This is a genomic window from Mycobacterium sp. NGS24, from assembly GCF_059813065.1.
The window spans coordinates 66,661-88,531 of the sequence record NZ_JCALDW010000003.1 but is presented as its reverse complement, the minus strand read 5'-3'; the positions used below and the strand labels follow the sequence as shown (position 1 = coordinate 88,531).

At 66.7% G+C, this 21,871-nt stretch carries 16 protein-coding genes and 1 pseudogene; 6 read left to right on the top strand and 11 right to left on the bottom strand.

What is annotated here, in order from left to right; translation table 11 throughout:
• Positions 1-10: 10 nt before the first annotated feature.
• Positions 11-715, top strand: a complete 705-nt coding sequence (locus tag AC5Y6Y_RS05850; protein WP_473139360.1) for a TVP38/TMEM64 family protein — start codon at positions 11-13, stop codon at positions 713-715.
• Between the two features lie 146 nt (positions 716-861).
• On the opposite strand, the gene AC5Y6Y_RS05845 is transcribed toward AC5Y6Y_RS05850, so the two are convergent.
• Together AC5Y6Y_RS05845 and galT are read right to left on the bottom strand one after the other, a co-directional pair.
• A complete protein-coding gene (locus AC5Y6Y_RS05845) occupies positions 862-1,953 on the bottom strand; it encodes a galactokinase (RefSeq protein WP_473139361.1) in 1,092 nt (363 codons plus the stop codon).
• Positions 1,950-2,969, bottom strand: coding sequence for a galactose-1-phosphate uridylyltransferase (gene galT, locus AC5Y6Y_RS05840; RefSeq protein WP_473139502.1), 1,020 nt, complete (start codon positions 2,967-2,969; stop codon positions 1,950-1,952). Before galT ends, AC5Y6Y_RS05845 begins: the two co-directional genes overlap by 4 nt.
• Positions 2,970-3,203: 234 nt before the next feature.
• On the opposite strand from galT, the gene AC5Y6Y_RS05835 reads away from it, so the two are divergent.
• The 5 genes from AC5Y6Y_RS05835 to AC5Y6Y_RS05815 all read left to right on the top strand — a co-directional run bounded on the left by AC5Y6Y_RS05835 (position 3,204) and on the right by AC5Y6Y_RS05815 (position 10,467).
• Entirely contained in the window at positions 3,204-5,579 is a 2,376-nt protein-coding gene (locus AC5Y6Y_RS05835; protein ID WP_463825980.1) for a lysylphosphatidylglycerol synthase transmembrane domain-containing protein, read from the top strand.
• Positions 5,580-5,670: 91 nt separating this feature from the next.
• A complete protein-coding gene (gene lpqN / locus AC5Y6Y_RS05830) occupies positions 5,671-6,375 on the top strand; it encodes an envelope biogenesis lipoprotein LpqN (protein ID WP_463825744.1) in 705 nt (234 codons plus the stop codon).
• A 102-nt stretch (positions 6,376-6,477) separates the two neighbouring features.
• Positions 6,478-6,963, top strand: coding sequence for a PNPOx family protein (locus tag AC5Y6Y_RS05825; protein ID WP_473139362.1), 486 nt, complete (start codon positions 6,478-6,480; stop codon positions 6,961-6,963).
• A gap of 10 nt (positions 6,964-6,973) precedes the next feature.
• Positions 6,974-9,166, top strand: coding sequence for an FUSC family protein (locus tag AC5Y6Y_RS05820; protein ID WP_473139363.1), 2,193 nt, complete (start codon positions 6,974-6,976; stop codon positions 9,164-9,166).
• 68 nt (positions 9,167-9,234) lie between these two features.
• Positions 9,235-10,467, top strand: a complete 1,233-nt coding sequence (locus AC5Y6Y_RS05815) for a cytochrome P450 (protein ID WP_473139364.1) — start codon at positions 9,235-9,237, stop codon at positions 10,465-10,467.
• A 61-nt stretch (positions 10,468-10,528) separates the two neighbouring features.
• Here the strand turns inward: AC5Y6Y_RS05815 and fadD1 are convergent, their stop codons facing one another.
• The 9 genes and pseudogenes from fadD1 to AC5Y6Y_RS05770 all read right to left on the bottom strand — a co-directional run bounded on the left by fadD1 (position 10,529) and on the right by AC5Y6Y_RS05770 (position 21,747).
• Positions 10,529-12,109, bottom strand: a complete 1,581-nt coding sequence (gene fadD1, locus AC5Y6Y_RS05810) for a fatty-acid--CoA ligase FadD1 (RefSeq protein WP_473139365.1) — start codon at positions 12,107-12,109, stop codon at positions 10,529-10,531.
• Positions 12,102-12,509, bottom strand: a complete 408-nt coding sequence (locus AC5Y6Y_RS05805; RefSeq protein ID WP_473139366.1) for a Zn-ribbon domain-containing OB-fold protein — start codon at positions 12,507-12,509, stop codon at positions 12,102-12,104. The genes fadD1 and AC5Y6Y_RS05805 overlap by 8 nt, the downstream gene beginning before the upstream one ends.
• Position 12,510: 1 nt before the next feature.
• Entirely contained in the window at positions 12,511-13,713 is a 1,203-nt protein-coding gene (locus AC5Y6Y_RS05800; protein WP_473139367.1) for a thiolase family protein, read from the bottom strand.
• A complete protein-coding gene (locus AC5Y6Y_RS05795) occupies positions 13,710-14,141 on the bottom strand; it encodes a MaoC/PaaZ C-terminal domain-containing protein (RefSeq protein WP_463825736.1) in 432 nt (143 codons plus the stop codon). The genes AC5Y6Y_RS05800 and AC5Y6Y_RS05795 overlap by 4 nt, the downstream gene beginning before the upstream one ends.
• Positions 14,138-14,638: a MaoC family dehydratase gene (locus AC5Y6Y_RS05790; protein WP_463825735.1), complete on the bottom strand. Its 501-nt coding sequence runs from the start codon at positions 14,636-14,638 to the stop codon at positions 14,138-14,140. Before AC5Y6Y_RS05790 ends, AC5Y6Y_RS05795 begins: the two co-directional genes overlap by 4 nt.
• Positions 14,631-15,755, bottom strand: coding sequence for an acyl-CoA dehydrogenase family protein (locus AC5Y6Y_RS05785; protein WP_473139368.1), 1,125 nt, complete (start codon positions 15,753-15,755; stop codon positions 14,631-14,633). The genes AC5Y6Y_RS05790 and AC5Y6Y_RS05785 overlap by 8 nt, the downstream gene beginning before the upstream one ends.
• Positions 15,756-15,759: 4 nt before the next feature.
• Positions 15,760-16,938, bottom strand: coding sequence for an acyl-CoA dehydrogenase family protein (locus AC5Y6Y_RS05780; RefSeq protein WP_473139369.1), 1,179 nt, complete (start codon positions 16,936-16,938; stop codon positions 15,760-15,762).
• 51 nt (positions 16,939-16,989) lie between these two features.
• On the bottom strand, positions 16,990-18,432 hold the full coding sequence (locus tag AC5Y6Y_RS05775) for an amidase (RefSeq protein ID WP_473139370.1): 1,443 nt from the start codon (positions 18,430-18,432) through the stop codon (positions 16,990-16,992).
• Positions 18,433-18,445: 13 nt separating this feature from the next.
• Positions 18,446-21,747: pseudogene (locus AC5Y6Y_RS05770) on the bottom strand (LuxR family transcriptional regulator).
• Positions 21,748-21,871 lie beyond the last annotated feature (124 nt).

The following is a 21,871-nucleotide window of genomic DNA, read 5'->3' as shown; positions in this document are numbered from 1 at the left end:
CGCAGACACCATGGTCCACAGTGACGAAGTAGTCCCCAACTCGCGTCGCCGCCACATCGTCAAACTGGTGTTGCTGCTCGGTTTCCTATTCGCGATGTTCTACTTGACAGCCATCGCGCGCGTGATCGATATCGACTCGGTGCGGCGGGCGGTCGCGACAACGGGCCCGTTGGCACCGCTGGTGTACGTGCCGGTGTCGGCAATGCTGGGTGCTTTGTTCGTGCCGGGATCGGTGCTGGCCGCCGGCAGCGGGCTGCTGTTCGGTCCGGTGGTCGGCATCTTCGTGACGCTGGGCGCGTCGGTGGGCACTGCGATCGTCGCGAGCCGGATCGGGCGCCGGGCCGGCCGGGACAGCGCCCGCGGGTTGCTGGGTGCCCGCCGGGCCGACCGCATCGACGCGCTGATCGAGCGGCGCGGACTGTGGGCGGTTGTCGGCCAGCGATTCGTTCCGGGCATCTCCGACGCCCTCGCCTCTTACACGTTCGGTGCATTCGGAGTTCCGTTGTGGCAGATGGCGATCGGCTCATTTATCGGATCGGCGCCCCGCGCCTTCGTCTACACCGCGCTCGGTGCCTCGATCCGCGACCGGTCCTCGACGCTGGCCTACGCGGCGATAGGCGTGTGGTGTGTGACCGCCATCATCGGTGCGTTCGCGGCGCGCCGCGGGTACCGGCACTGGCGCGGGCATACCCGCGCCGCTGAGGATCCGCAATGATCCACTCAGCGGCGCTGCGCGGAGACGAACAGGTTCGCCGGATCCTCATTTACGAACTCCGTGGCCGGACCGATGGGTCAAGACAGACCATGCGCACGTCCGCCCTCAATAGCGGCCCGAGCGGGCCCGCAGTCCGGCGCGCTCACTCATTGACACACGGACGCCCCGTCGGCAGCACTCGTCGAACAGATCGTCGGCTCCTCGTAACCGGCATCAGACGCCGCCCGTCGTACCGCCGATGCGACGGCAGTCGTTCGATCCGCCGGCACCAGGGCGATCACGCTTCCCCCGAACCCGCCTCCGGTCATCCTGGCACCCAGCGCGCCGGCAGCCACTGCGGTGTCGGCGAACAGATCGATGTGCCCGGTGGTGATGCCGAAATCGTCGCGCATGGAGGCGTGTGACGCGGTCATGATTCGACCGGCCGCAACCATATCCGAATCTTGCAGCGCGGCAACGAAATCCAGAACCCGTTGATTTTCGGTCAGGACATGCCGGGCGCGGCGGGCGTCGACCGGATCGGCGATCGCACTCAGTGCCGCCGGCCCGCGGTGCTGCGCGTCACGCAACGAGGCAACGCCCAAAGCGGCAGCCGCCCGCTCACAGGAGGTTCGTCGTGTCGCATACTCCCCGCCGGCATGACTGTGTCGGGCCCGTGAATCCAGCAGCAGCAGAACGACATCGGCAGCGTCCGGATCGAAAGGCACCAACTCGACGGTGGTGGTCTGGAAATCGATCAGCAACGCTTTCTTCGTCTTGCCGAACAACGCCGCCAACTGGTCGAGCAAACCCGTTGGCGCACCGACGTATTCGTTCTCGGCACGCTGCGCCATCCTGGCCAGGAGGGTCCGCTCCAGACCGATACCGGCGGCGGCGTCGATGACACCCGCTGCCGCGCACGCCAGCGCCGCAGAGGATGCCAGACCAGATCCGATCTCGACGTCACTGCTGATCGCCATCGTTCCGCCCGGTACCCGGTGGCCGGCCCGACGCAGCGCCCACACCACCCCGGCTACATAGCCCGCCCACCCAGTCACCTCACCCGGCACGGTGTCGAGCCTGATCCGCACCGATTCGTCGGCGCGATCACTGTGCACGGTGATTGCGTCGCTGCGGTCGGATGAGAAGGTGGCGACGGTGCGCTGCGGCAAAGCTATCGGCAGCGCGAAACCCAAGTTGTAGTCGGTGTGTTCGCCGATCAGGTTGACCCGCCCGGGCGCTGCGTAACGGACGCTCACGAACCCAGCTCGCGCATGCGGGCGGCAACCGTTTCGGGGGTGACATCGCTGATGAACGCATCCATCGCCGACTCGGCGGACGCCAGGTACTTCAACTTGGCGGCGCTGCGCCGGATCGACATGAGCTCGACGTGGAAATAGCCGTCCCGCTGGGCATCGGTGTACTGGTGCAGCGCCGACATGTAGGGCAGCGGTGACGAATACATCCGATCGAACCTGCGCAACACGTCACGATACGTCACCGCGAACTCGTCCAGTTCCGCACCGGTCAGCTCAGTGATGTTGCGCACCAACCGATTCGGATAAATGTGTACCTCCACCGGCCAGCGCGCAGCGAACGGCACGAAAACGGTGAACAACTCCCCGTGCGAGATGACCCGGGCGCCGTCGGCAACCTCACGGGCCAGCAGGTCGGCAAACAGGTTGGAGCCGTGGCGGGCCCGGTGCCGACGAGCCTGCTGCAGCATCAAGGCGGTGCGCGGGGTGACATACGGATACGCGTAGATCTGGCCGTGCGGATGGCTCAGCGTCACACCGATCTCCTCGCCGCGGTTCTCGAAGCAGAACACCTGCGCAACGCCGGGCCGGGTCAGCAGGTCGGCGGTGCGGTGCCGCCATGCCTCGACCACCAGGCGGGCGTGCCCGATGTCCAGACCCGCGAAGGAGCCGGTGTGGTCGGCCGAGAAGCAGATCACTTCGCATCGCCCGGCGGGTGCGGCGGACACGAAGGCGTCGTCGCCGGGGTCGCTGATGATGCCGGTACCGGCCAGGCTGGGAAACCGGTTCTCGAAGACGACGACGTCGTATCCGGGGGCGGGCACCTCACTGGTCATTCCCGTCGGCCCCGGACACAGCGGACACTGCGTGGCCGGCGGCCGGTAGGTCCGATCCTGGCGATGCGCAGCGATGATCACCCATTGCCCGGTGGTCCGGTCATACCGCAGCTCCGAGGGCGCCGGGTCGCGCTCGGGTAGCGGCCGGCGATCCGGAACCGGCGCGGGGACGTGGCCGGGCATCGCGAAGAAGAGCAGCTCACGACCGTCGGCCAGCGCCCACCGCGTCGCTGCGAATTGGCCGCTGAACAGCGGATGCTCGCTCACACTCCAGACTTCCCGCAGTCGATGGACACCACCGCCGACCCTAGAACAAAAGGGGGATCGGAACGGCTGCGGCGCACGGCGCAGGCTAAGTTGTCGTAGAACACGGCAGCCGGAACCGATCCCAAGGACCTCGAAGGACGACCCGTGCACATGCGAGTCGACGGGCGCGACATCACGGTGTCCGGCAGCTTGCTGCAACCACTGACCCGGCGCACCAACGACATCATCCGGCTGGGGTTGGCGACCCTCGCGCTCGTCGGGGTGATCACCAGTTCGCTGATCACCCGCCCCCGCTGGATAGCGCTGGAGAAATCCATCTCCGAGATCGTCGGGGTGCTGACGCAGACCCAATCCGATCTGGTGTACCTCGCGTACGGCATCGCCATCCTGGCGTTGCCGTTCATCATCCTGATCGGGCTGATCGTGTCGCGGCAGTGGAAGTTGCTCGGCGCGTACGGGGCCGCCGCGCTGCTGGCCGTACTGCCGCTGTCGATCAGCAGCAACCGCATCGCCGCGCCGAACTGGCACTTCGACCTCACCGACAAGCTGAGCACGCTGCCGTCGCAGTTCCTCGACGACCCGCGCTGGATCGCAATGCTTGCGGCGGTACTGACCGTGTCCGGGCCGTGGCTGCCCGCCCGTTGGCGGCGCTGGTGGTGGACGCTGCTGCTGGCTTTCGTGCCGATCCACCTCGTCATCAGCGCCATCATCCCCGCGCGTGCAGTGGTCGGGCTGTCGGTCGGCTGGTTCGTCGGCGCGTTCGTGGTCCTGGTCGTCGGGACCCCCGCGCTGGAGGTCCCGCTGGACGGCGCCGTCCGCGCGATGGCCAAACGCGGATTTCTTGCGTCCCGGCTGCTGGTGGTCCGACCCGGCGGTCCGGGGCCGCTGGTGTTGTCGGCCGAAGCCACCGAGCCTGCGGCACGTGCCGCGGTCGAACTGTACGGGCCGCATCAGCGCAGTGGCGGTGCCCTGCGTCAACTGTGGTGGAAATTGCGGCTGCGCGGGTCGGAGACCGCACCACTGCAGACCTCGCTGCGACGCGCTGTCGAGCATCGCGCCCTGATGGCGATCGCCATCAGTGACATCGGCGTGGCGAACACCGCGACGATCGCGCTGGCCGCTCTGGACCGCGGCTGGACGATGTATGCCCACGAGCCCGTTCGGGGGGTGCCGCTCGCGGAATGCGCCGGCCGGACACCGGTCGGCAGCATCTGGGAATCCTTGCGCATCCTCAACGACCATCAGATCTCGCACGGGGACCTGCGCTGCAATGAGATCACGGTCGCCGACGGCAAGGCATTGTTCGGGGGGTTCGGCGCCGCCGAGTACGGCGCGACCGATGCCCAACTGCAGTCCGACATCGCCCACCTGCTGGTGACGACGACGGCGTTGTACGACGCCCGCTCAGCGGTGGCCGCCGCCATCGATACGTTCGGTAACGAGACCATCCTCACCGCGTCCCGGCGCTTGACGAAATCAGCTGTGCCGAAACGTATCCGGCGTTCCGTGGCTAACGCGAAGACGGTCATTGCCGAGGCCCGAGCGGAGGTGCAGCGCCAAACAGGTGCCGATCAGATCAAAGACGAGACGATCACCAGGTTCAGCCGTAGCCAGGTCATTCAACTGGTGCTGATCGGCGCCCTGGTCTATGTGGCGTATCCCTTCATCAGCACGGTGCCGACGTTCTTCTCGGAATTGAGACACGCGAACTGGTCGTGGGCGCTGCTCGGCCTGGCGGTCTCGGCGTTGACCTACGTGGGCGCGGCCGGTGCGTTGTGGGCTTGCGCGGACGGTGCCGTCAGCTTCCGGAATTTGTCAATCATGCAGGTGGCCAACACTTTCGCGGCTACCACCACCCCGGCCGGTGTCGGTGGCCTGGCGCTGAGCACCCGATTCCTGCAGAAGGGCGGCCTGACTGCATTGCGGGCCACCGCGGCGGTGGCGCTGCAGCAGTCGGTGCAGGTCATCGTCCACGTCGCGCTGCTGATCTTGTTCAGCGCCGTTGCCGGAACATCGACCGACCTCTCGCATTTCGTTCCGACCGCCACGGTGCTCTACCTGATCGCCGGGGTCGCGCTGGGTATCCTCGGCACCTTCCTGCTGGTGCCCAACTTGCGGCGGTGGTTGTCCACCGAACTGCGTCCGAAACTCACGGAAGTGACCGGTGACCTCGTCGAGCTGGCCAAGGAGCCGAAGCGGCTGTCGCTGATCGTCTTAGGCAGTGCCGGAACAACTCTCGGCGCTGCGCTGGCGCTGTGGGCGAGCGTCGAGGCGTTCGGCGGCGGCACCACGTTCGTCACCGTCACGGTGGTGACGATGGTCGGGGGCACCCTGGCGTCAGCAGCTCCCACCCCGGGCGGCGTCGGCGCCGTCGAGGCGGCGCTGATCGGAGGCTTGGCCGCCTTCGGCGTGCCTGCCGCTATCGGGGTGCCGTCGGTGTTGCTGTACCGGGTGCTGACCTGTTGGTTGCCGGTTTTCGTGGGGTGGCCGGTAATGCGCTGGCTCACCAAGAATGAAATGGTCTGACGCCGGGTGCTGCGAGTCGCGGCCATACAGATAATCTCAGGCAACGTCACCGGGCACAGACACCGGGGCCCAACTCTGGGAGAACACGTAGATGAAGGATCTCACCGCGGTCGTGGCAACAGTGGCCCTGAGCCTGACGCTGGTCGGCTGCCACTCTGAAACGAAAACGGAAGTCAAGACGTCGACGTCGACAAGCACGTCGACCTCCACCACCACCGTGTCAGCCCCGACCACCAGCCCCACGGCCGGTTCGCAGGCGAATAAGACCATCGCCGACTACATCCGGGAAAAGAACATCAAGGAGACCCCCGTTCACCACGGCGACCCGGGATCCCCGACCATCAACCTGCCGGTCCCCAACGGCTGGCACACGCTGCCGGAGGGCCCCAACGCACCGTACGGCGGGATCGTCTTCGACGCGCCCGCGGACCCCAACGATGCGCCCACCATCGTGGCGATCGTCTCCAGGCTCGACGGTGACGTCGACCCGGCCAAGATCCTCGAATACGCCCCGGGTGAGCTGAAGAACCTGCCGCAATTCGAGGGTGGCAGCGCCAACGGGCGCGAGGGCACACTGGGCGTCGCGCCGGGCGAGACCTTCAAGGCCTGGCAGTTCGGCGGCACGTACGTCAAGAACGACAAGAAGCGGACGGTCGCGCAGAAGACCGTGGTGATCACCGGACCCAACGGGGTGTTCGTGCTGCAACTCGATGCCGACGCGCTGGACTCCGAGCAAGCCCCGTTGATGGCGGCCACCAACGTCATCGATGAGCAGACGACGATCACGACGAGCTGACCAGGCAACTGACGGTACGCCGCGGAGCCAGCCCGCTCCGCGGCGTTTCCGTCGGTCGGGGTATTTCGGTGCCCGACCCCGATTGGACTTACGGTTGGTGACATGACAGATCAGTCGTACGCGGTCGACGTCGGCCATCCACCGTCGGCATTACTCAAAGCCATCAACCCGGTCCTGCGTTTCCTGTTGGGCACACCGTTCGCGGGACCGATAGGCAGACAGCTGATGGTGCTGAAGTTCACCGGCCGCAAGTCGGGCAAACAGTTCTCTGTTCCGGTGAGCGCCCACGTCATCGACAACGAGCTCTATGCGCTGGCCAATGCGAACTGGAAGTACAACTTCAAAGGCGGCGGACCCGCGCAAGTGGTCTACGACGGCAGGACGCGGACGATGCGCGGCGAAGTCGTCGAAGACCCCGCGACGACGTATGACCTGTATCTGCGTTGCGCCCAGTCCTACGGAGTCAAACGAGCCCAGCGGATGATGGGCCTGAAATTCCGCGATGAGCGCATACCGGCCCGGGAGGACTTCGCCGAGGCGATCGACCGGTTGAAGTTGGTAGCGATCAAGTTCACCCCGGACGCGTAACCGTTTTCCTTTGCAGTCGGTCGACGTGATCCCCGCGTTTCTCCAGCGCGCCCGCACCTGGACGGCCGGCACCGATCCCGGGCTGCTGCGGCTGCGGTTGGCCATTCGCGCCACGATCGCGCTGGCGTGTTCGCTGGTGGTGATGTACGTGCTCACCACGGCGACGCGGCAACCGTTGACGGTCGCACTGTTCGGTGCAGTCATCACGATGGTCGCGTCGCGGTCGGTCAACGAACCCGACCCGCGTACGCAACGGATCACCATGGCGCTGTTGCCGATACCGGCCGGCCTGTCGATCACCGCTGCCGCCCTGCTGTCACCCCACCCACTGGTGACCGACGCCGTGTTCGTCGTCGTGGTCTTCGTCGCGGTCTATATCCGCCGATTCGGTGCACGCGGGCAGGCTTTGGGCATGGTGGCGTTCATGGCCTATTTCTTCGCGCTGTATCTGCGGGCCGGTCTGCACGAGTTGCCGTACATGCTCTGCGCGGTTGCGGTGGGCACGCTGAGCACTTTCTTGATGACGACCTATGTACTGCCGGATCGCCCAGAACGCGTGCTGCGGGCCACTATTCGCTCGTTGCGGGCGCGGATGGCGCTCGTGGTCGACACTGCCGCCGAGTTGCTGCGGGCGGACCGTCTCGATGAGCGGCGTCGGCGCCGCATGCGCGCCCGTATCGCGCGACTCAACGACACCGCGCTGATGGTGCAGGATCGCATCGAAGACAAGTCGAACCCGGCCGCCCCGTCCCTCGGGGAACGGTTGGCGCCGTGGCTGTTCGACGCCGAACTGGCGGTCGAATGGGCGGCGATCGCCGCCCAGCGCGCGGCCCTGTCGGCCCAACAGGGATCCCCGTTCCCCGCTGCGCAACGCGACGAACTGATCGGCGCGCTCACCGAACTCAGCCGGGCGATCAGGAACCCCAGTCCGGACGGACTCCGCCGCGCCGCCGACCGCGCACAGCACGTCCTGGACGCTCAGCCCGCCGGTGACATCGCCGTGCGGCGACTGGCCATGGCGATAATCGGCGCTGCCACCGCCACTTCGGAGGTGCGGACACTGATCGACAGCGTCGTCGGCGGCGACTTCGAACCATCGATGCCGGAGGACGATGCCGCGGAACCCGACGGCGACACCGATGCCGAGCAGTCGCCCGCCGGCCTGCTGCCGACGACCCGGCAGGCGATCCAGGCGAGCGTGGCGGCCGCGCTGGCCATCGTCGTCGGCGACCGGGTATCGCCGGATCGCTGGTATTGGGCGGTGATCGCGGCGTTCGTGGTCTTCGCCGGCACCAACACCTGGGGTGACACCCTCACCAAGGGCTGGCAGCGACTGTTGGGTACGGCGCTGGGCGTCCCGTGCGGCATGCTGGTCGCCACCCTGTTCGCCGGAAACACGGTCGGCTCGGTGGCGATGGTCTTTGCGTGCCTGTTCTGCACCTTCTATTTCATGCAGGTCACCCAGAGCCTGATGGCGTTCTGGATCACTACGATGCTGGCCCTGTTGTACGGACTGATGGGCCAGTTCAGTGTCGATGTTCTGGTGGTGCGGATCGAGGAGACAGCGGTCGGTGCGGTGATCGGTGTCGCCGTCGCAATTCTGGTGCTACCCACCAATATCGGCACCACTATCCGCAACGACACCCGCGAGTTCTTGACGGCGCTGTGCACCCTGATCGAAACCTCGGTCGCGACGATGTTCGACGACGACGCCGCAGTGAGCCCGACCGAACAGGCGCGACAACTCGATCGCAAGTTGCAGCAGTACCGGGCCACTGCCAAACCGCTGGTCGCCGGGGTTACCGGCCTGGCCGGTCGCCGCAACATGCAGCGCGAACTCAGGTTGTTCGCTGCCTGCGACCGGTATGCCCGCGTCCTGGCCCGCCGCAGCGAGCGGTACGAAAGCCCTGACTCCTCCGGTGAACTCGCGGCAGCGGTGTCCGACGCCGCCGCGCAGGTCCAGCGGAACATCGCCGCGCTGGTCGAGACCCTCGACGGTACACAGCCGGCGGCCATCGTCTCGGCGGCAGATGCGCTGGACGCGGCCGAGGAACTGGCCCGCCGCCATGACAGCCGACCCATATCGGATCTACAGCTTTCGGTGCTACATCCGCTACGCCAGATAGACCGGGTGATCATCGCCGCGGCAACCCACCTCGATGCGGATGCAGTACTCGGTCCGATTGGTCCAAAGGCGGCATAACTCTTGCGTTCCCCGGCCGGCGCCTGGCTACGATCATCTCGATCACACCTCGCCGAGGAGGATGTCGGATGGCCGCTCCCAACCTGCCGCCGGGCTTCGACTTCACCGACCCCGACATCTACGCGCACCGGCTGCCGGTGGCCGAGTTCGCCGAACTGCGCGCGACAGCCCCGGTCTGGTGGAATGAGCAGCCGCCCGACACAGGCGGTTTCGGCGACGGCGGCTACTGGGTGGTGAGCAAGCACCGCGACGTTCGTGACGTTTCGTTGCGCAGCGACGTGTTCTCGTCGGCCGAGAAGTCGATCGTGCCGCGCTACCGGGATGACTTGGCGCAGGGCCAGATTGAGGCCGGACGGACATCGATGATCATGATGGACGACCCGGAACACACCCGATTACGTAAGATTGTGGCGCGCGGTTTCACGCCCCGCGCCATCGAGCGGCTGCGAGCCGACCTTTCCGAACGGGCGGGGAAGATCGCCGCCCGGGCCGCGGCCGAAGGTAGCGGAGACTTCGTCCGACAGGTGGCCGCCGAATTGCCGTTGCAGGCGATCGCCGGGCTGCTCGGAGTGCCGGTGGCGGATCGTGAAAAGCTTTTCGACTGGTCCAACCAGATGATCGGCAGCGACGATCCCGAGTTCGCCGACCATGACGCGCTGACCTCGGCGGGCGAAATGATGTGGTACGCCATGCAATTGGCAGCCCGCAAGGCCGACAATCCCGGACCGGACATCGTGTCGACGCTGGTGCGTGCTGACAACGACGGCAGCTTGTCCGACGCCGAGTTCGGCATGTTCGTGGTGACCCTGGCCATCGCGGGCAACGAGACCACCCGCAATTCGATCACGCACGGCATGATGGCCTTCGCCGACTGTCCCGAGCAATGGGAGCTGTTCAAGTCGCAACGCCCGAAGACCGCGGCCGACGAGATCATCCGCTGGGCCACACCGATCACCGCCTTCCAGCGCACCGCACTGATCGACACCGAACTCGGCGGCGTTGCGATCAGGAAGGGCCAGCGGGTGGTCATGTTCTACCGGTCAGCCAATTTCGACGAGGACGTCTTCGACGACGCGTACTCCTTCAACATCTTGCGCAGCCCCAATCCGCACGTCGGATTCGGCGGCACCGGAGCGCATTACTGCATCGGCGCCAATCTGGCCCGCATGACGATCGACCTGATGTTCAACGCGATTGCCGACACCATGCCCGACCTGCAGTCGCTGGGCGAACCCGAGCGACTGCGATCGCCGTTCATCACCGGGATCAAACACTGGCAGGTCGATTACGGGAGTAAGTAAAGTGTGCCGTCGGTTTCGGTGCGGGTGTTGCGGCCGGGCAGGGACACCCACCGACAAGTGCTCAGTTCTTCACGCGGACAACGTAATCCCGTCCACGCTCCGCCCGTTCCCACAACGTGCCGTCCCCGGCGGAAACACCCGCCTCGATCAGTTTCCGCTTGAGGATCTTGTTGGTCGCGGTCCGGGGCAGGGCCGCATTGATCCGGACGTAACGCGGCCACGCCTTCGGCGACAGGTCGGGTTGGCCGGCGAGAAAGTCACCGAACTGCTTGGGCGTCAATGTCGCTGCATTGTTCAGCACCAGTGCCGCCATCACCTGATCGCCGACGTGCGCGTCGGGAACCGCGTACACCGCGACATGGTTGACTTCGGGAATCCGCTGCAGGATGCGCTCAATCGGACCGGCCGCAAGGTTCTCCCCGTCTACCCGCATCCAGTCCGCAGTGCGCCCGGCCAGGTAAATCCACCCGTCGGCGTCGCGGTAGGCGAGGTCACCTGACCAGTACATCCCGTCGCGCATCCGTTCGTCGGTCGCCGCGGAATCGTTGTAGTAGCCGGTGAATCCACCCGCCCCGTAGGTGTTGACCAATTCGCCGACCGCTTCGTCGACGTTGACGAGTGCGCCGTACTGATCGAATACGGCAGGCGCACATTCGGTGCGGGTCTCCGAGTGGTACACACTGACACCGGGATATCCCCTGCCGATCGAACCCGGCGGCGTACCGTCTTCACGCATCACGACCACGGCGAATTCGCTGGAGCCGAAGCTGTCCACCACTCGACACCCGAATCGCCTTGCGAAATCCGCGATATCGCGTTCGGTGGCCTCGTTGCCGAACGCTGCGCGCAGCGGGTTGTCGGCGTCGTCGGGCTGTTCCGGTGTGGCCAGTACCAGCGCCAGCGGCTTACCCACGTAATTCAGGTACGTGACCCCGTACCGCCGGACATCGGTGAGGAACCGTGCCGGGGAGAACTTGGCCGGAACCATGGCGGCACCGGCGCTCACCGCAACCGACCAGCCTGCGGCCACACCGTTGGAATGGAACAGGGGCATTGCCAGGTAACACACATCGGTGCCGGTGAGCGCGAACCGCTCGACCAGACTCGCCCCGCACATGACCGCCATCGCGTGAGCGAACCGCACCGCCTTAGGGTCACCACTGGTGCCGGAGGTGAAGATCATCATCACCGGATCCGCACCGCCGACTTCACGGGCCAGCAACGGAGCCGCACCCGTCACTGCGTCGCGGTACTCGGCGCCGTTGACGTTCAGAACAACCACACCCGGTAGGTCCAGCCCGTCGAGCAGCGACAGATGATCGTCGTCGACGAGCACCAGCTGGCAGTCCGACCTTGTGATGTCCGCCACCAAGCCGGCTCCGCGGCGGGTGGTGTTGATCCCGCACAGCACATACCCACCGAGTGCGGCCGCAGCCATCGACCGCAGCATCGCCGGCGAATTGCCCAGCAGCGCAGCGACATGACTGGGACGCCCCGCGGCGAGGCGGGCCAGGACGACAGAGGCTTCGGCGGACGCCTCGGCGAGATGCTCACGCCAGGTCCAGGTTCGCTCGCCATGGCGCACCGCGACGGAGTCGTCGTCGATCCGGGAACGCAGCAGCTGCTGCATCGTCTCAAACATCGGCAGGCCGGTACCGCAATAACGTGATGCCGTCACCGTCACAGAACACCGGCACCACCCGCATGCCGATGCGGATATCGTCCGGTTCGACGTCGACGAGTTCGGTGCTGACCCGCGGCCCGACATCCCATTCGACGACAGCGAGCAACTGCGGCAGACGTTCCGCCCACGGCGGGCCGGTGGGGCGCCGCGCCACGGTGTAGGTGTACAGCGTTCCGGCACCGTCGATTTCACGCCATTCCAGGTCGTCGGTCAGCGTGCCGGGCGCCAACGTACGCGGGTAGAACACATACCTTTCCGCCGACGGTGAGTATTGGATCAGAATCCTGTGCTCGCGCAACGCATCCCAGAACGGTGCGGAAACGGGCGTCGGCTCGGGCAGCGGCAGCGCACCGGTCATGTCAGTCGCCGCCCAGCACGAGGGCCACCTGCTCGCTCATGATGCCGCCGTTGCCGGTGACGAATGCGGTGTTGCAGTCAGGCACCTGCGCCGCACCGGAACGGCCCATCAGCTGACGCGCGCCGTCGACCACATGATGCATCCCACCCGCCATGCCGGCCTGACCGAACGACAACTGGCCCCCGGCGGTGTTGACCGGGAAATCACCGCGGTAAGTGAGGTCGTGCTCGGTCAGCCACAGCATCCCCTCGCCCTTGCCGCAGAACCCGGCGTCCTCCAGCGTCATCAGCACGGTGATCGTGTAGCAGTCATAGATCGAGGCGACGTCGATGTCATCGCGGCCCAATCCGGCCATGGCGAAGGCCTTGTCGGCGGCACGGGCAATCGGCGTGTGCATCAGGTCGTCGGCGTAGGTGGGTGTCTTGAACCTGATGTGTTCGCCGAAACCCTTGATCCAGACCGGCCGGTGCCGGCTGCTGCGCGCGACATCGGCGTTGGCCACCAGTACGCCGGCGCCGCCTTGGACCCGCATCACGGTCTCCAGCATGTGAATCGGGTCGGCGATCACCGGACTGTTCAGCACGTCATCGACTGTGAGTGGTTTGCCGTGGAACACCGCGCCGGGGTGTGCACAGGCATTGGTCCGCTGGTGCACCGCGATCCTCGCCAAAGCCGGTGCATCGTAACCGTATTCGGCTGCATACCGCTGGGCGATCTGTGCGTAGGGTCCGTTCTGGCCGACATTGCCGTACGGAATTTCGAACTCGGCCTGCGGCGAGCCGTAGTTGTTGCTCGACGCCCCGTACCAGCCCAGCGTCCGGGCAGGCCGACGCTCGGACCGCGGCATCTCCAGCGACCCGGGCACCACCGCCAGCACCGCATCGCACACCCCCAGTTCGACCGCCGCCGCCGCCCGCCACACCATTGCCGCCGCGGTTGCGCCACCCAGGTCCACCCGATCACCGAAATCCAGGGGGATGCCGAGATACTCCGACAGGGTCGCGGGCGCGAACATGTCCGACTCGGCGATGCCGTGACACGACAGACCGTTCACCACACCGGGATCGACGCCGGCATCCTCGATGACCCTCTTGGCCAGCACCGCGTACTGGTCCAAAGTGAACAGTGCCGGCCGGGTCTGGCGCCGCTCGGCCGGCAATTCGGCGATCCCGACGATGGCCGCCTCGCCCCGCAGGCCGCTCATCGCCTGTTCCGGCGCGGCAACGCGACGCTCGCGGTGCCGGGCATCAGCACCTCCTCGCCGCGCCGGCAATAAATGTCCAGGTCCACCAGTGCACCGGACTCCGACTTGCCCGTCACGTGGCCGCCGAAGGCCAACTCCTGCCCCGGATAGGCAATCGCGCGGTTCTGCACCGCGAACAGCACCAGCCGTCCGGCCCCGCCGATCCAGTCGGTCAGGGCGCGTGACAACAGCGCCGCTTGCAGCGGGCCCTGGACGAGCACGTCGTCGTAACCCTCCACGTCACGCGCCCACGTCTTGTCGTAGTGAATACGGTGGCCGTTGTAGGTGGCGGCGCTGAAGAAGAACATCTGCGTCTCGGTCACCGTAACCGTCAACGGCGTGACCTGATGCCCGATTTCGATATCCTCGTAATGCAGCTGACCGGTCATGCGGGTCTCGCGATCATCGAGGTCGTAGCCTCGGCGAGGAGTTCGCGGTGCTCATTGCGGTATTCACCACGCCAGGTCACCAGCACGAAACGACCTGAGCGCCCCTCTTTTTCGACGATCGATTCGATAGTGCGCACCAACTCGATCTGGTCACGGTGGTAGGCGGGCCGGTGGAAGGTGGTGCTTTCACCACCGGCCATGCGCCGCGGGGCCCTGGGAAAGGCCAGGCTGCCGGTCGTCGCACCGGATGATCCGTCGGGCCGCAGCGAAGCTAGCGCTGTCACACCGAGGACGGCGTACTGCAGGAACAGCGGCGGGCAGATGACGTCCCGATACCCTTGTGCGCGCGCGTATTCGGCGTCGAACCACAGCCGATTATGGTCGTCGACTGCGGCGGCCCAACGTTGCCAGTCACGCCGGTTCACTTCGCCGGTCGCGGTCGCGACCACACTGCCGACCCGCGCAGCGGAGGCGGCATCGATCAGGGTCTCAGTCAATTCTATTCTCCCAGTTCATCTCTGCCTCCAACCATTTCGCAGCGATGTCAGCACCGCCTCCGAGTGTCGCGAGCACGCGGGCACGTTCGGAGTACAGGTGTAGATCGGTGTCGACGACATACCCCATCCCGCCGTGCAGCTGGTGGGCATCCAACGTGATCTGCTTGATGCGACTGGCGTGCATGCGCGCGATGGCGGTCTCGCGGGTGGCGGGGATCCCGCGGCCGATCCAGAACACCGCCGAGTGCGCCGCCAACCGAGCCGCTGCCAGCGCGATGTGCATGTCGGCCACCAGATGCTGGGCGGCCTGAAACGATGCGATCGGCCGGCCGAACTGTGCACGCATCTTGGTGTGGTCGACCGTGCGTTGCAGCACCGCCTCGGCCACGCCGACCAGATCCAGACACAGCAGCGCCAGCCTGGCGTTGGCGACCCTCCGCAGGTCTGATCCGGCCAACTCACCGAGTGCCCGCCTGGGTTCGTCGATCAGCACGCTCTCGAATCGCACTGTCGCCGCGCGATGTCCGCCCATCATCGTCAGCGGTTCGAGGGTGATCCCGGGTGAGGTAGCGTCGACGACGAATCCCATTGTGCCACTGCCGGTATCGGCGGCGACGACCATCAGGTCGGCCAGATCGGCGTCAGCCACGAAGTCGGCAACGCCGCTCAACCACCAGTGGCCATCGACATGCTGCCGGGCGTGCAAACCAGAAGCCAGGTCGGCGGCATTGCGCGGGCTGCACAATGCGGTGGTGCCGCGTGCCGCACCGGAGGCCAGGGTGGGCAGCCAGGCGGCCCGCGCCTCGGCACCGCCCAACCAGTCCACGGCGAGCGCGGCGTGCACGGTGCTGTGCACAACCATGGGGCACAACGCTCGTCCGGCCTCGACGCAGAAGATGCCGAGTTCGGGCAGCCCACCGCCGGCCCCGCCGAACGTCTCCTCGATTGCCAGACCGAGCAGGCCCACCCCGGCGAGCGCTTTCCACAGGCCCGGGGTGATGCGTTCCCCGTCCGGGCGGTGCAGTGCCCGCGCCAGCGTCGTCGGGCATTCGGCTGCCAGCAACTGCCGGCACATCGCGGCCAGGTCACGTTCATCCTGATCGGGGATCAGCCGCATGCGATCACCGGCCGTAGGAGGGCATGCCGTGGCCGCGCTGGGCGATGACATCGCGCAACACCTCGTTGGTTCCGCCACCGAAACGCATCAACGGCGACACCCGGTAGAGGCGCTCGAAGAAGCCGTCCTGCGGCGCTGCAAGGCTGCGGTGCACCAGCAGGCCGTCGGGCCCCAGCAGATCGATCGCCAGATCCGCTATCCGCTGGCGTAATTCGCTGGTGAAGATCTTCTCGACGCTGACCTCGACGCTGGGGATGGTTCCGGAGTCGAGCATGGATGCCGCCTGGTATCCCATCAACTGCGCGACTTCGACATCGGCCTCGGCCTCGGCGAGGCGGCGACGAAAGGCCGGGTCCCGGGCGGGCACCGACCCGTCGCGCCGCGCGGTCCCGGCCAGTGCCAGCAGGTCGTCGAGGGCGCGCCGCAGGTCCCCGGCGTTGGTCAACGCACCGCGCTCCAGGTCGAGCGCTCCGGTGATGTAGGTCCAGCCCCGGTTGACCTCACCGATCAGATTGGTGACCGGCACCCGCACGTCGCGGAAGAACGTCTCGTTGGTGCGATAGCCCGACCACGCGTACAGCGGGCGGACCTCGACGCCCGCAGCGTCGATGGGCACCATGAGCACCGAGATGCCCCGATGGCGGGGCGCATCGGGGTCGGTGCGCACACACAGCCACTCATGTGTGCAGCGTTGGGCGCCGCTGTTCCAGATCTTGGATCCGTTGATCACCCATTCGTCACCGTCCCGTACCGCACGGGTTTTCAGGCTGGCCAGGTCAGTCCCTGCATTTGGCTCGGAATAGCCGACAGCGCAGACGATTTCACCCTTCGCGATCGGAGGAAGAAATTGCGTCTTGTTCTGCTCGGTGCCGTGACGCATGATCATCGGCGCGACCGAGGTGACGGTGAGATCCGGTCCGGGGACTCCCCAGTACTCGAACTCGCTCATCAGCAGGTGCTGGTGCATGGCGGTGAGGCCGAGCCCGCCGTACTCGCGGGGCCAATTCAGCCCGAACCAGCCGCGCTCCCCGATCTTGCGACGGAACGCCGACAGCTCGCCACCGCGGAATTCCAGGTCGTGCTCAGCCATCTCGGCGCGCAGCGCGGCAGTGACGTTCTCCCGGAGAAACTCGCGCACCTCGACCAGCCACGCCCGCTGCTCGTCGTCGAGCTCGAAGTCCACACCGGCGACAGTAGTCCGCCCGCTGGCGGCGGCCAACGGCCCCGATACCCGTCAAGCGATAACGGGTCGCTGCGCTGCCCACGGATGTGCGGATTCCAGTTGAGCGGCAACGCGAATCAGGATGTCCTCCCGCCCGTACGCCGCGGCGAGCTGCACGCCGATCGGCAGACCGTCTGCGTTGCGGTGCAGCGGAAGGCTGATCGCCGGCTGCCCGCTCATATTGAACGGCGGTGTGAAGGCAGCGAATTCCCCGCCGCGGCGCATCGGCGCGGTGGGTCGCCCCGGATCGTTCTCGAATTCCGTCAGCGCCGGCGGCGGCTCGGCGACCGTCGGGGTGAGCAGCAGGTCCCAGCCGTCGGCCCACCACTGCTGCAACGCACGTCGGAATGCATACACCGCCTCCTGGGCGACGGCGTAGTCGACGGCGGTCACGTGTTTGGCCCGCTCGATCAGCTCCCAGTTCACCGGCTCGATGTCCGCGGCAGTCATCTCCCGCCCCACGATGGCGCCGAATCCCCTTGCTGCCATTGCCATCTGCGTTGCCCACAGCGCCATGAACTTCTGTTGCAGTGTGGTATCGGCAAGAGGCGACGGCCACGCGGGTTCGACGTGGTGACCGAGGCCTGCCAGCATCGACGCCGCGGCTCGCACCGCGGACACGCAGTCCTGGTGCAGGAAACCACCGCGCGGATGGATGTCCAGCAATCCGATCCGCAGCCGGCCGGGCTCGACCCTCAGTTCCTCGACATAAGGCCGTTGTGGCGCCGGGGCGATCACAATGTCGCCGACACCCGGGCCCCGCACCGCATCGAGCAGGCGCGCGGTGTCCCGCACGGTGCGACTGACACCGAGCTCGACGCCCAAGCCCACCTCGGAGCGCCTCGGCCCGACGGTGATCCGGCCCTGGCTCGGTTTGAGTCCCACCAATCCGCAGCACGAGGCTGGGATGCGGATGCTGCCACCGCCATCCGAGGCGTTGGCGAACGGCACCATCCCGACTGCCACCGCCGCTGCAGCACCACCGCTGGACCCGCCGGGCGTGCGATCCAGGGCCCACGGGTTGCGGGTGGCACCCCACGCCAGCGGCTGGGTGGTCGGCAGGCTGCCCATCTCGGGGCTGTTCGTGCGTCCGGCGATCACCAACCCGGCCGCCTTGAACCGGGACACCAGCGTCGTATCGGCGGTGTCGATCTTGCCGGCCGCCTTCAGCGCCGCATTGCCGTTGGACAACGTCTGACCCGCGAAGCTGGTGTAGAGGTCTTTGAGCAGAAACGGCACCCCGCGAAACGGACCGCCGGGCAGGTGCGGGTCGGCAGCCACCGAGCGCGCGTGGTCGAACCACTCGATCACCACGGCATTCAGCGCCGGGTTGGACTGCTCGATACGTTCGATCGCTGCCTCCAGCAATTCGCTGGGCGTCACTTCGCCGCTAGCGACCAGCGCCGCTTGGTCCGTGGCGTCCATCCATCGGGTGTCTTCGGCGAGACCGCTCATGGATATCGGTCTATCACGCGTGGCGCGCTGCCTCCTGCGCGAGTTGGACGCGAGAAGTCAGGCCCAGTTTGGTGTACACGTGGGTGAGGTGACTCTCGACGGTGCGCAACGAGATGAAAAGCCTTCCGGCGACGGCCTTGTTGCCCAGTCCCTCGCTGACCAGGTCGACGACGGCGCGTTCGGTCGGGGTGAGCGACGCCCATCCGCTGCTCGGGCGCTTGCGTTGGCCACGTCCCCGCTGCGCGTAGGCAATTGCCTCCTCGGTCGCCATCGCTGCGCCCTCGGCATAAGCGTCGTCAAACTCGTTGTCGCCGAAGCCCGCACGCAACTGGTCGATCGCCTCGGCATGCGAGGACTCGTAGACCTGGAATCGCACCGAACCCATCCGCTGCCGTAGCGCATCGGCCGCGCCGAACAGCCGCGCGGCTTCGGGGAAGCGCCCGGCGTCGATCGCCAGGGTCGCCACCAACTCGAAGAGATCCGGTACCCCGAGCAGCGCCCCCAACGCGGCCGCCAGCGACAGGCCGTCATATGCGTCACGTTCCGCTTGTTCGGTGTCCCCCTGCGCGATCGCCACGCGACTGCGGGTTGTCAGAGCCAGCACCCGGTGCCAACAGCTGGCAACCGAGACGGCTCCGTCGGCCCACCGGCGCGCCTGCGCGATGTCGTTGCCCAGCAACGCGCCCTCGGCCCGCAGATAGACATATGACTTTTGATGGAACTGGTTGACATACAACCGTTCCCAGGCTTCAGCACTGGTCCGCACGACGTCCGATGTCTCTCCGGCAGCCAGGTGCGCGACAGCGTGCATGCCGTTTGCGTTGCCCAGCCAGAGGTCGCCGAGGTCGGTGATGACCTGCATGGGTTTGTTGAGAGCCAGCTGAGCGGATTCCGTGTCACCCCGGTAGGCGAGGGCCAGGCCGAGATAAGTGTTGGCCAATGCCCACGGGAGTGCGTCCTGAGCGGCTGCCGCGTCAATTTCCAGATCGCGCAGGCGGGTAACGCTGCCGGCCAGGTCTCCGACCACAACCTGCGCCCAACCGAGCCACACGGTGCACAGTCGGAGGGTGAACCGATCGCCGACTTCGGTCGCCACCCGATGTCCCTCTTCGGCCGCTGTGCGGGCCGCGATCGGTTCGCCGGCAAGATATTCGAAACTCGCCTGCCAGGCCAATACCTGACCCAGCGTCCACTTGTCGCCGAGGGAGCGCGCCGAGCCGATGGCCTCGTCGAAATGCTCCTGTTTGGCTTCACCCCGACTGGCGGCCATCACCGCGCGGGCGGTCAGTGCACGCGCCACCAGCGCCTGGTCGCCGGTCTCGCGTGCCATCTCCACAGCGTGCTCAGCCCACTCGTCACCACAGCTTCCGACCGCCCACGTGTGCAGCACGGCTTTGTCCGCGAACGCACGTGACACCACCGCCGGTGATGCTGCCCCGGGACGGCGGTCACTTTCGGCCAGAGCGGCGTCAAACCAGCCCACGATGGCCTCCTGGATACGGCCGCGGATCACCCAGAGCGGAGCCAACGCGGTGGCCAACCGCAGCGCGGTTTCAGGATCGCCCCGGTCAAGGCTCCACGCGAACGCGGCCCGTAGATTGTCGATCTCGCTCTCGACCCGCCCGATCTGCTGCTGATCACTTGCCGCGCCCGGGTCGTCGAGAACCCGCGCAACGTCGAGGTAGTGGTCACGGTGCCGGGCCCGTACGTCGTCGCCCTCGCCCGATTCGGCGAGTTTTTCCAGCGCGTACTGGCGCACTGTCTCCAGCATGCGGTAACGTGTTGTGCCACAGGCACTTTCAGCGCTCACCAGAGACTTGTCCACCAGCAGAGTGATCTGGTCGAGTGCTTGGTAGCGCTCGACCTCATTGTCGCCGGCCACTGTCCGGGCGGCAGCCAGATCAAAGCCGCCGACACATACCGCCAGCCGGCGGAAAACACCCGCTCCGCGTCGGTCAACAACGCATGCGACCAGTCGACAGAAGCCCGCAGCGTCTGCTGGCGGCGCACCGCCGTCCGGGAGGTGCCGGTCAGCAGACGAAAACGGTCCTGCAGACTTTCGCGGATCTCCTCGACCGCCAACGCCCGCACCCGCGCCGCCGCCAACTCGATCGCCAGCGGCATGCCGTCGAGGCGCCGACAGATCTCGGATACCGCGGCGCTCTGATCGGCCAGCGAGAAATCCGGGCGGGCCAATCTCGCCCGATCGACGAACAACTCGATCGCCTCCCCGTCCAGCGACAGCGACGGCACCCGCCACGTCACCTCGCCAGCGACCCCGATCGGCTCGCGGCTCGTCACCAACAACCGCAGGCCGGCACCGGCGTTGAGCAGCGCCTCGATCATTTGCGCCGTCGCATCGAGCAGGTGTTCACAATTGTCCAGCACCAAGAGCAGCTGGCGCTCGCCGATGAACCCCAGCAGCGTCTCAATCGTCGAGCGACCCGGCTGGTCGGGCAGACCAAGGGCCCGGGCGGTGGCGATCGCCACGAGGTCGGGATCCGCGATCGGCGCCAAGTCGACGAACCACACGCCCGCGTCCAGCTCGTCGGACAGCGAGCTCGCCACCTCGATGGCGAGGCGGGTCTTGCCCACCCCGCCGGCTCCGGTAAGCGTCACCAACCTGCTCGTATCCAATGAGCGCCGCACCTGCACCAGCTGCTCACCGCGACCCACAAAGCTGGTCAAGTGCGCTGGAAGATTATGCAGTGCAACGGTTTCCGCGGTCCGGGGCGGGGCGAAGTCGTTGTTCAGGTCGCGATGGCATAACTGCACCACCCGTTCCGGGCGCGGCAGATCGCGTAGTTGATAGGTGCCGAGGTCGAGCAGCCACGCACCGGGCGGCAGGCTGTCCAAGACCATCGCCTCGGTCGCACCCGACAGCACCGTTTGGCCGCCGTGGGCCAGGTCGCGTAGCCGGCCGGTCCGGTTGATGGCCGGTCCGATGTAGTTGTTCTCGTCCCGGAGCTGGACGTCGCCGGTATGCAGCGCGATGCGCAGGCGGATTGGAGCCAAGGGAGCCAGTTGCAGGGCGAGGGCGCAGGCCACCGCGTCGGCGGCCCGGTTGAACGCGATGACGAAGCTGTCGCCTTCACCTTGATCGACCGGGCGGACACCGTTATGGACGGCCACCAGATCACCCAATGCGCGATCCAACCGGGCGATCGCGGCCGCCATCTCCTCGGGCTGGCTGTCCCAGAGCCGAGTCGAACCTTCCATGTCGGCGAGCAGCAACGTCACCGTGCCGCTCGGCAGCTCGTGCACGCCCAGGTCGCTCCAAGTCACTGTGTCCACGCGTAGGCCGGTGCCGCTCATGCTAGCGAGCCTGTCGGACCTCGCACAGCAAAACATCCGTGCAAACTCGTAGACCGCCCCGATTCGCCGGATACCGGCGCCGGCCCTAGGCTCGAGAAAACCGGGACTTGGCGGGGGAACGCTG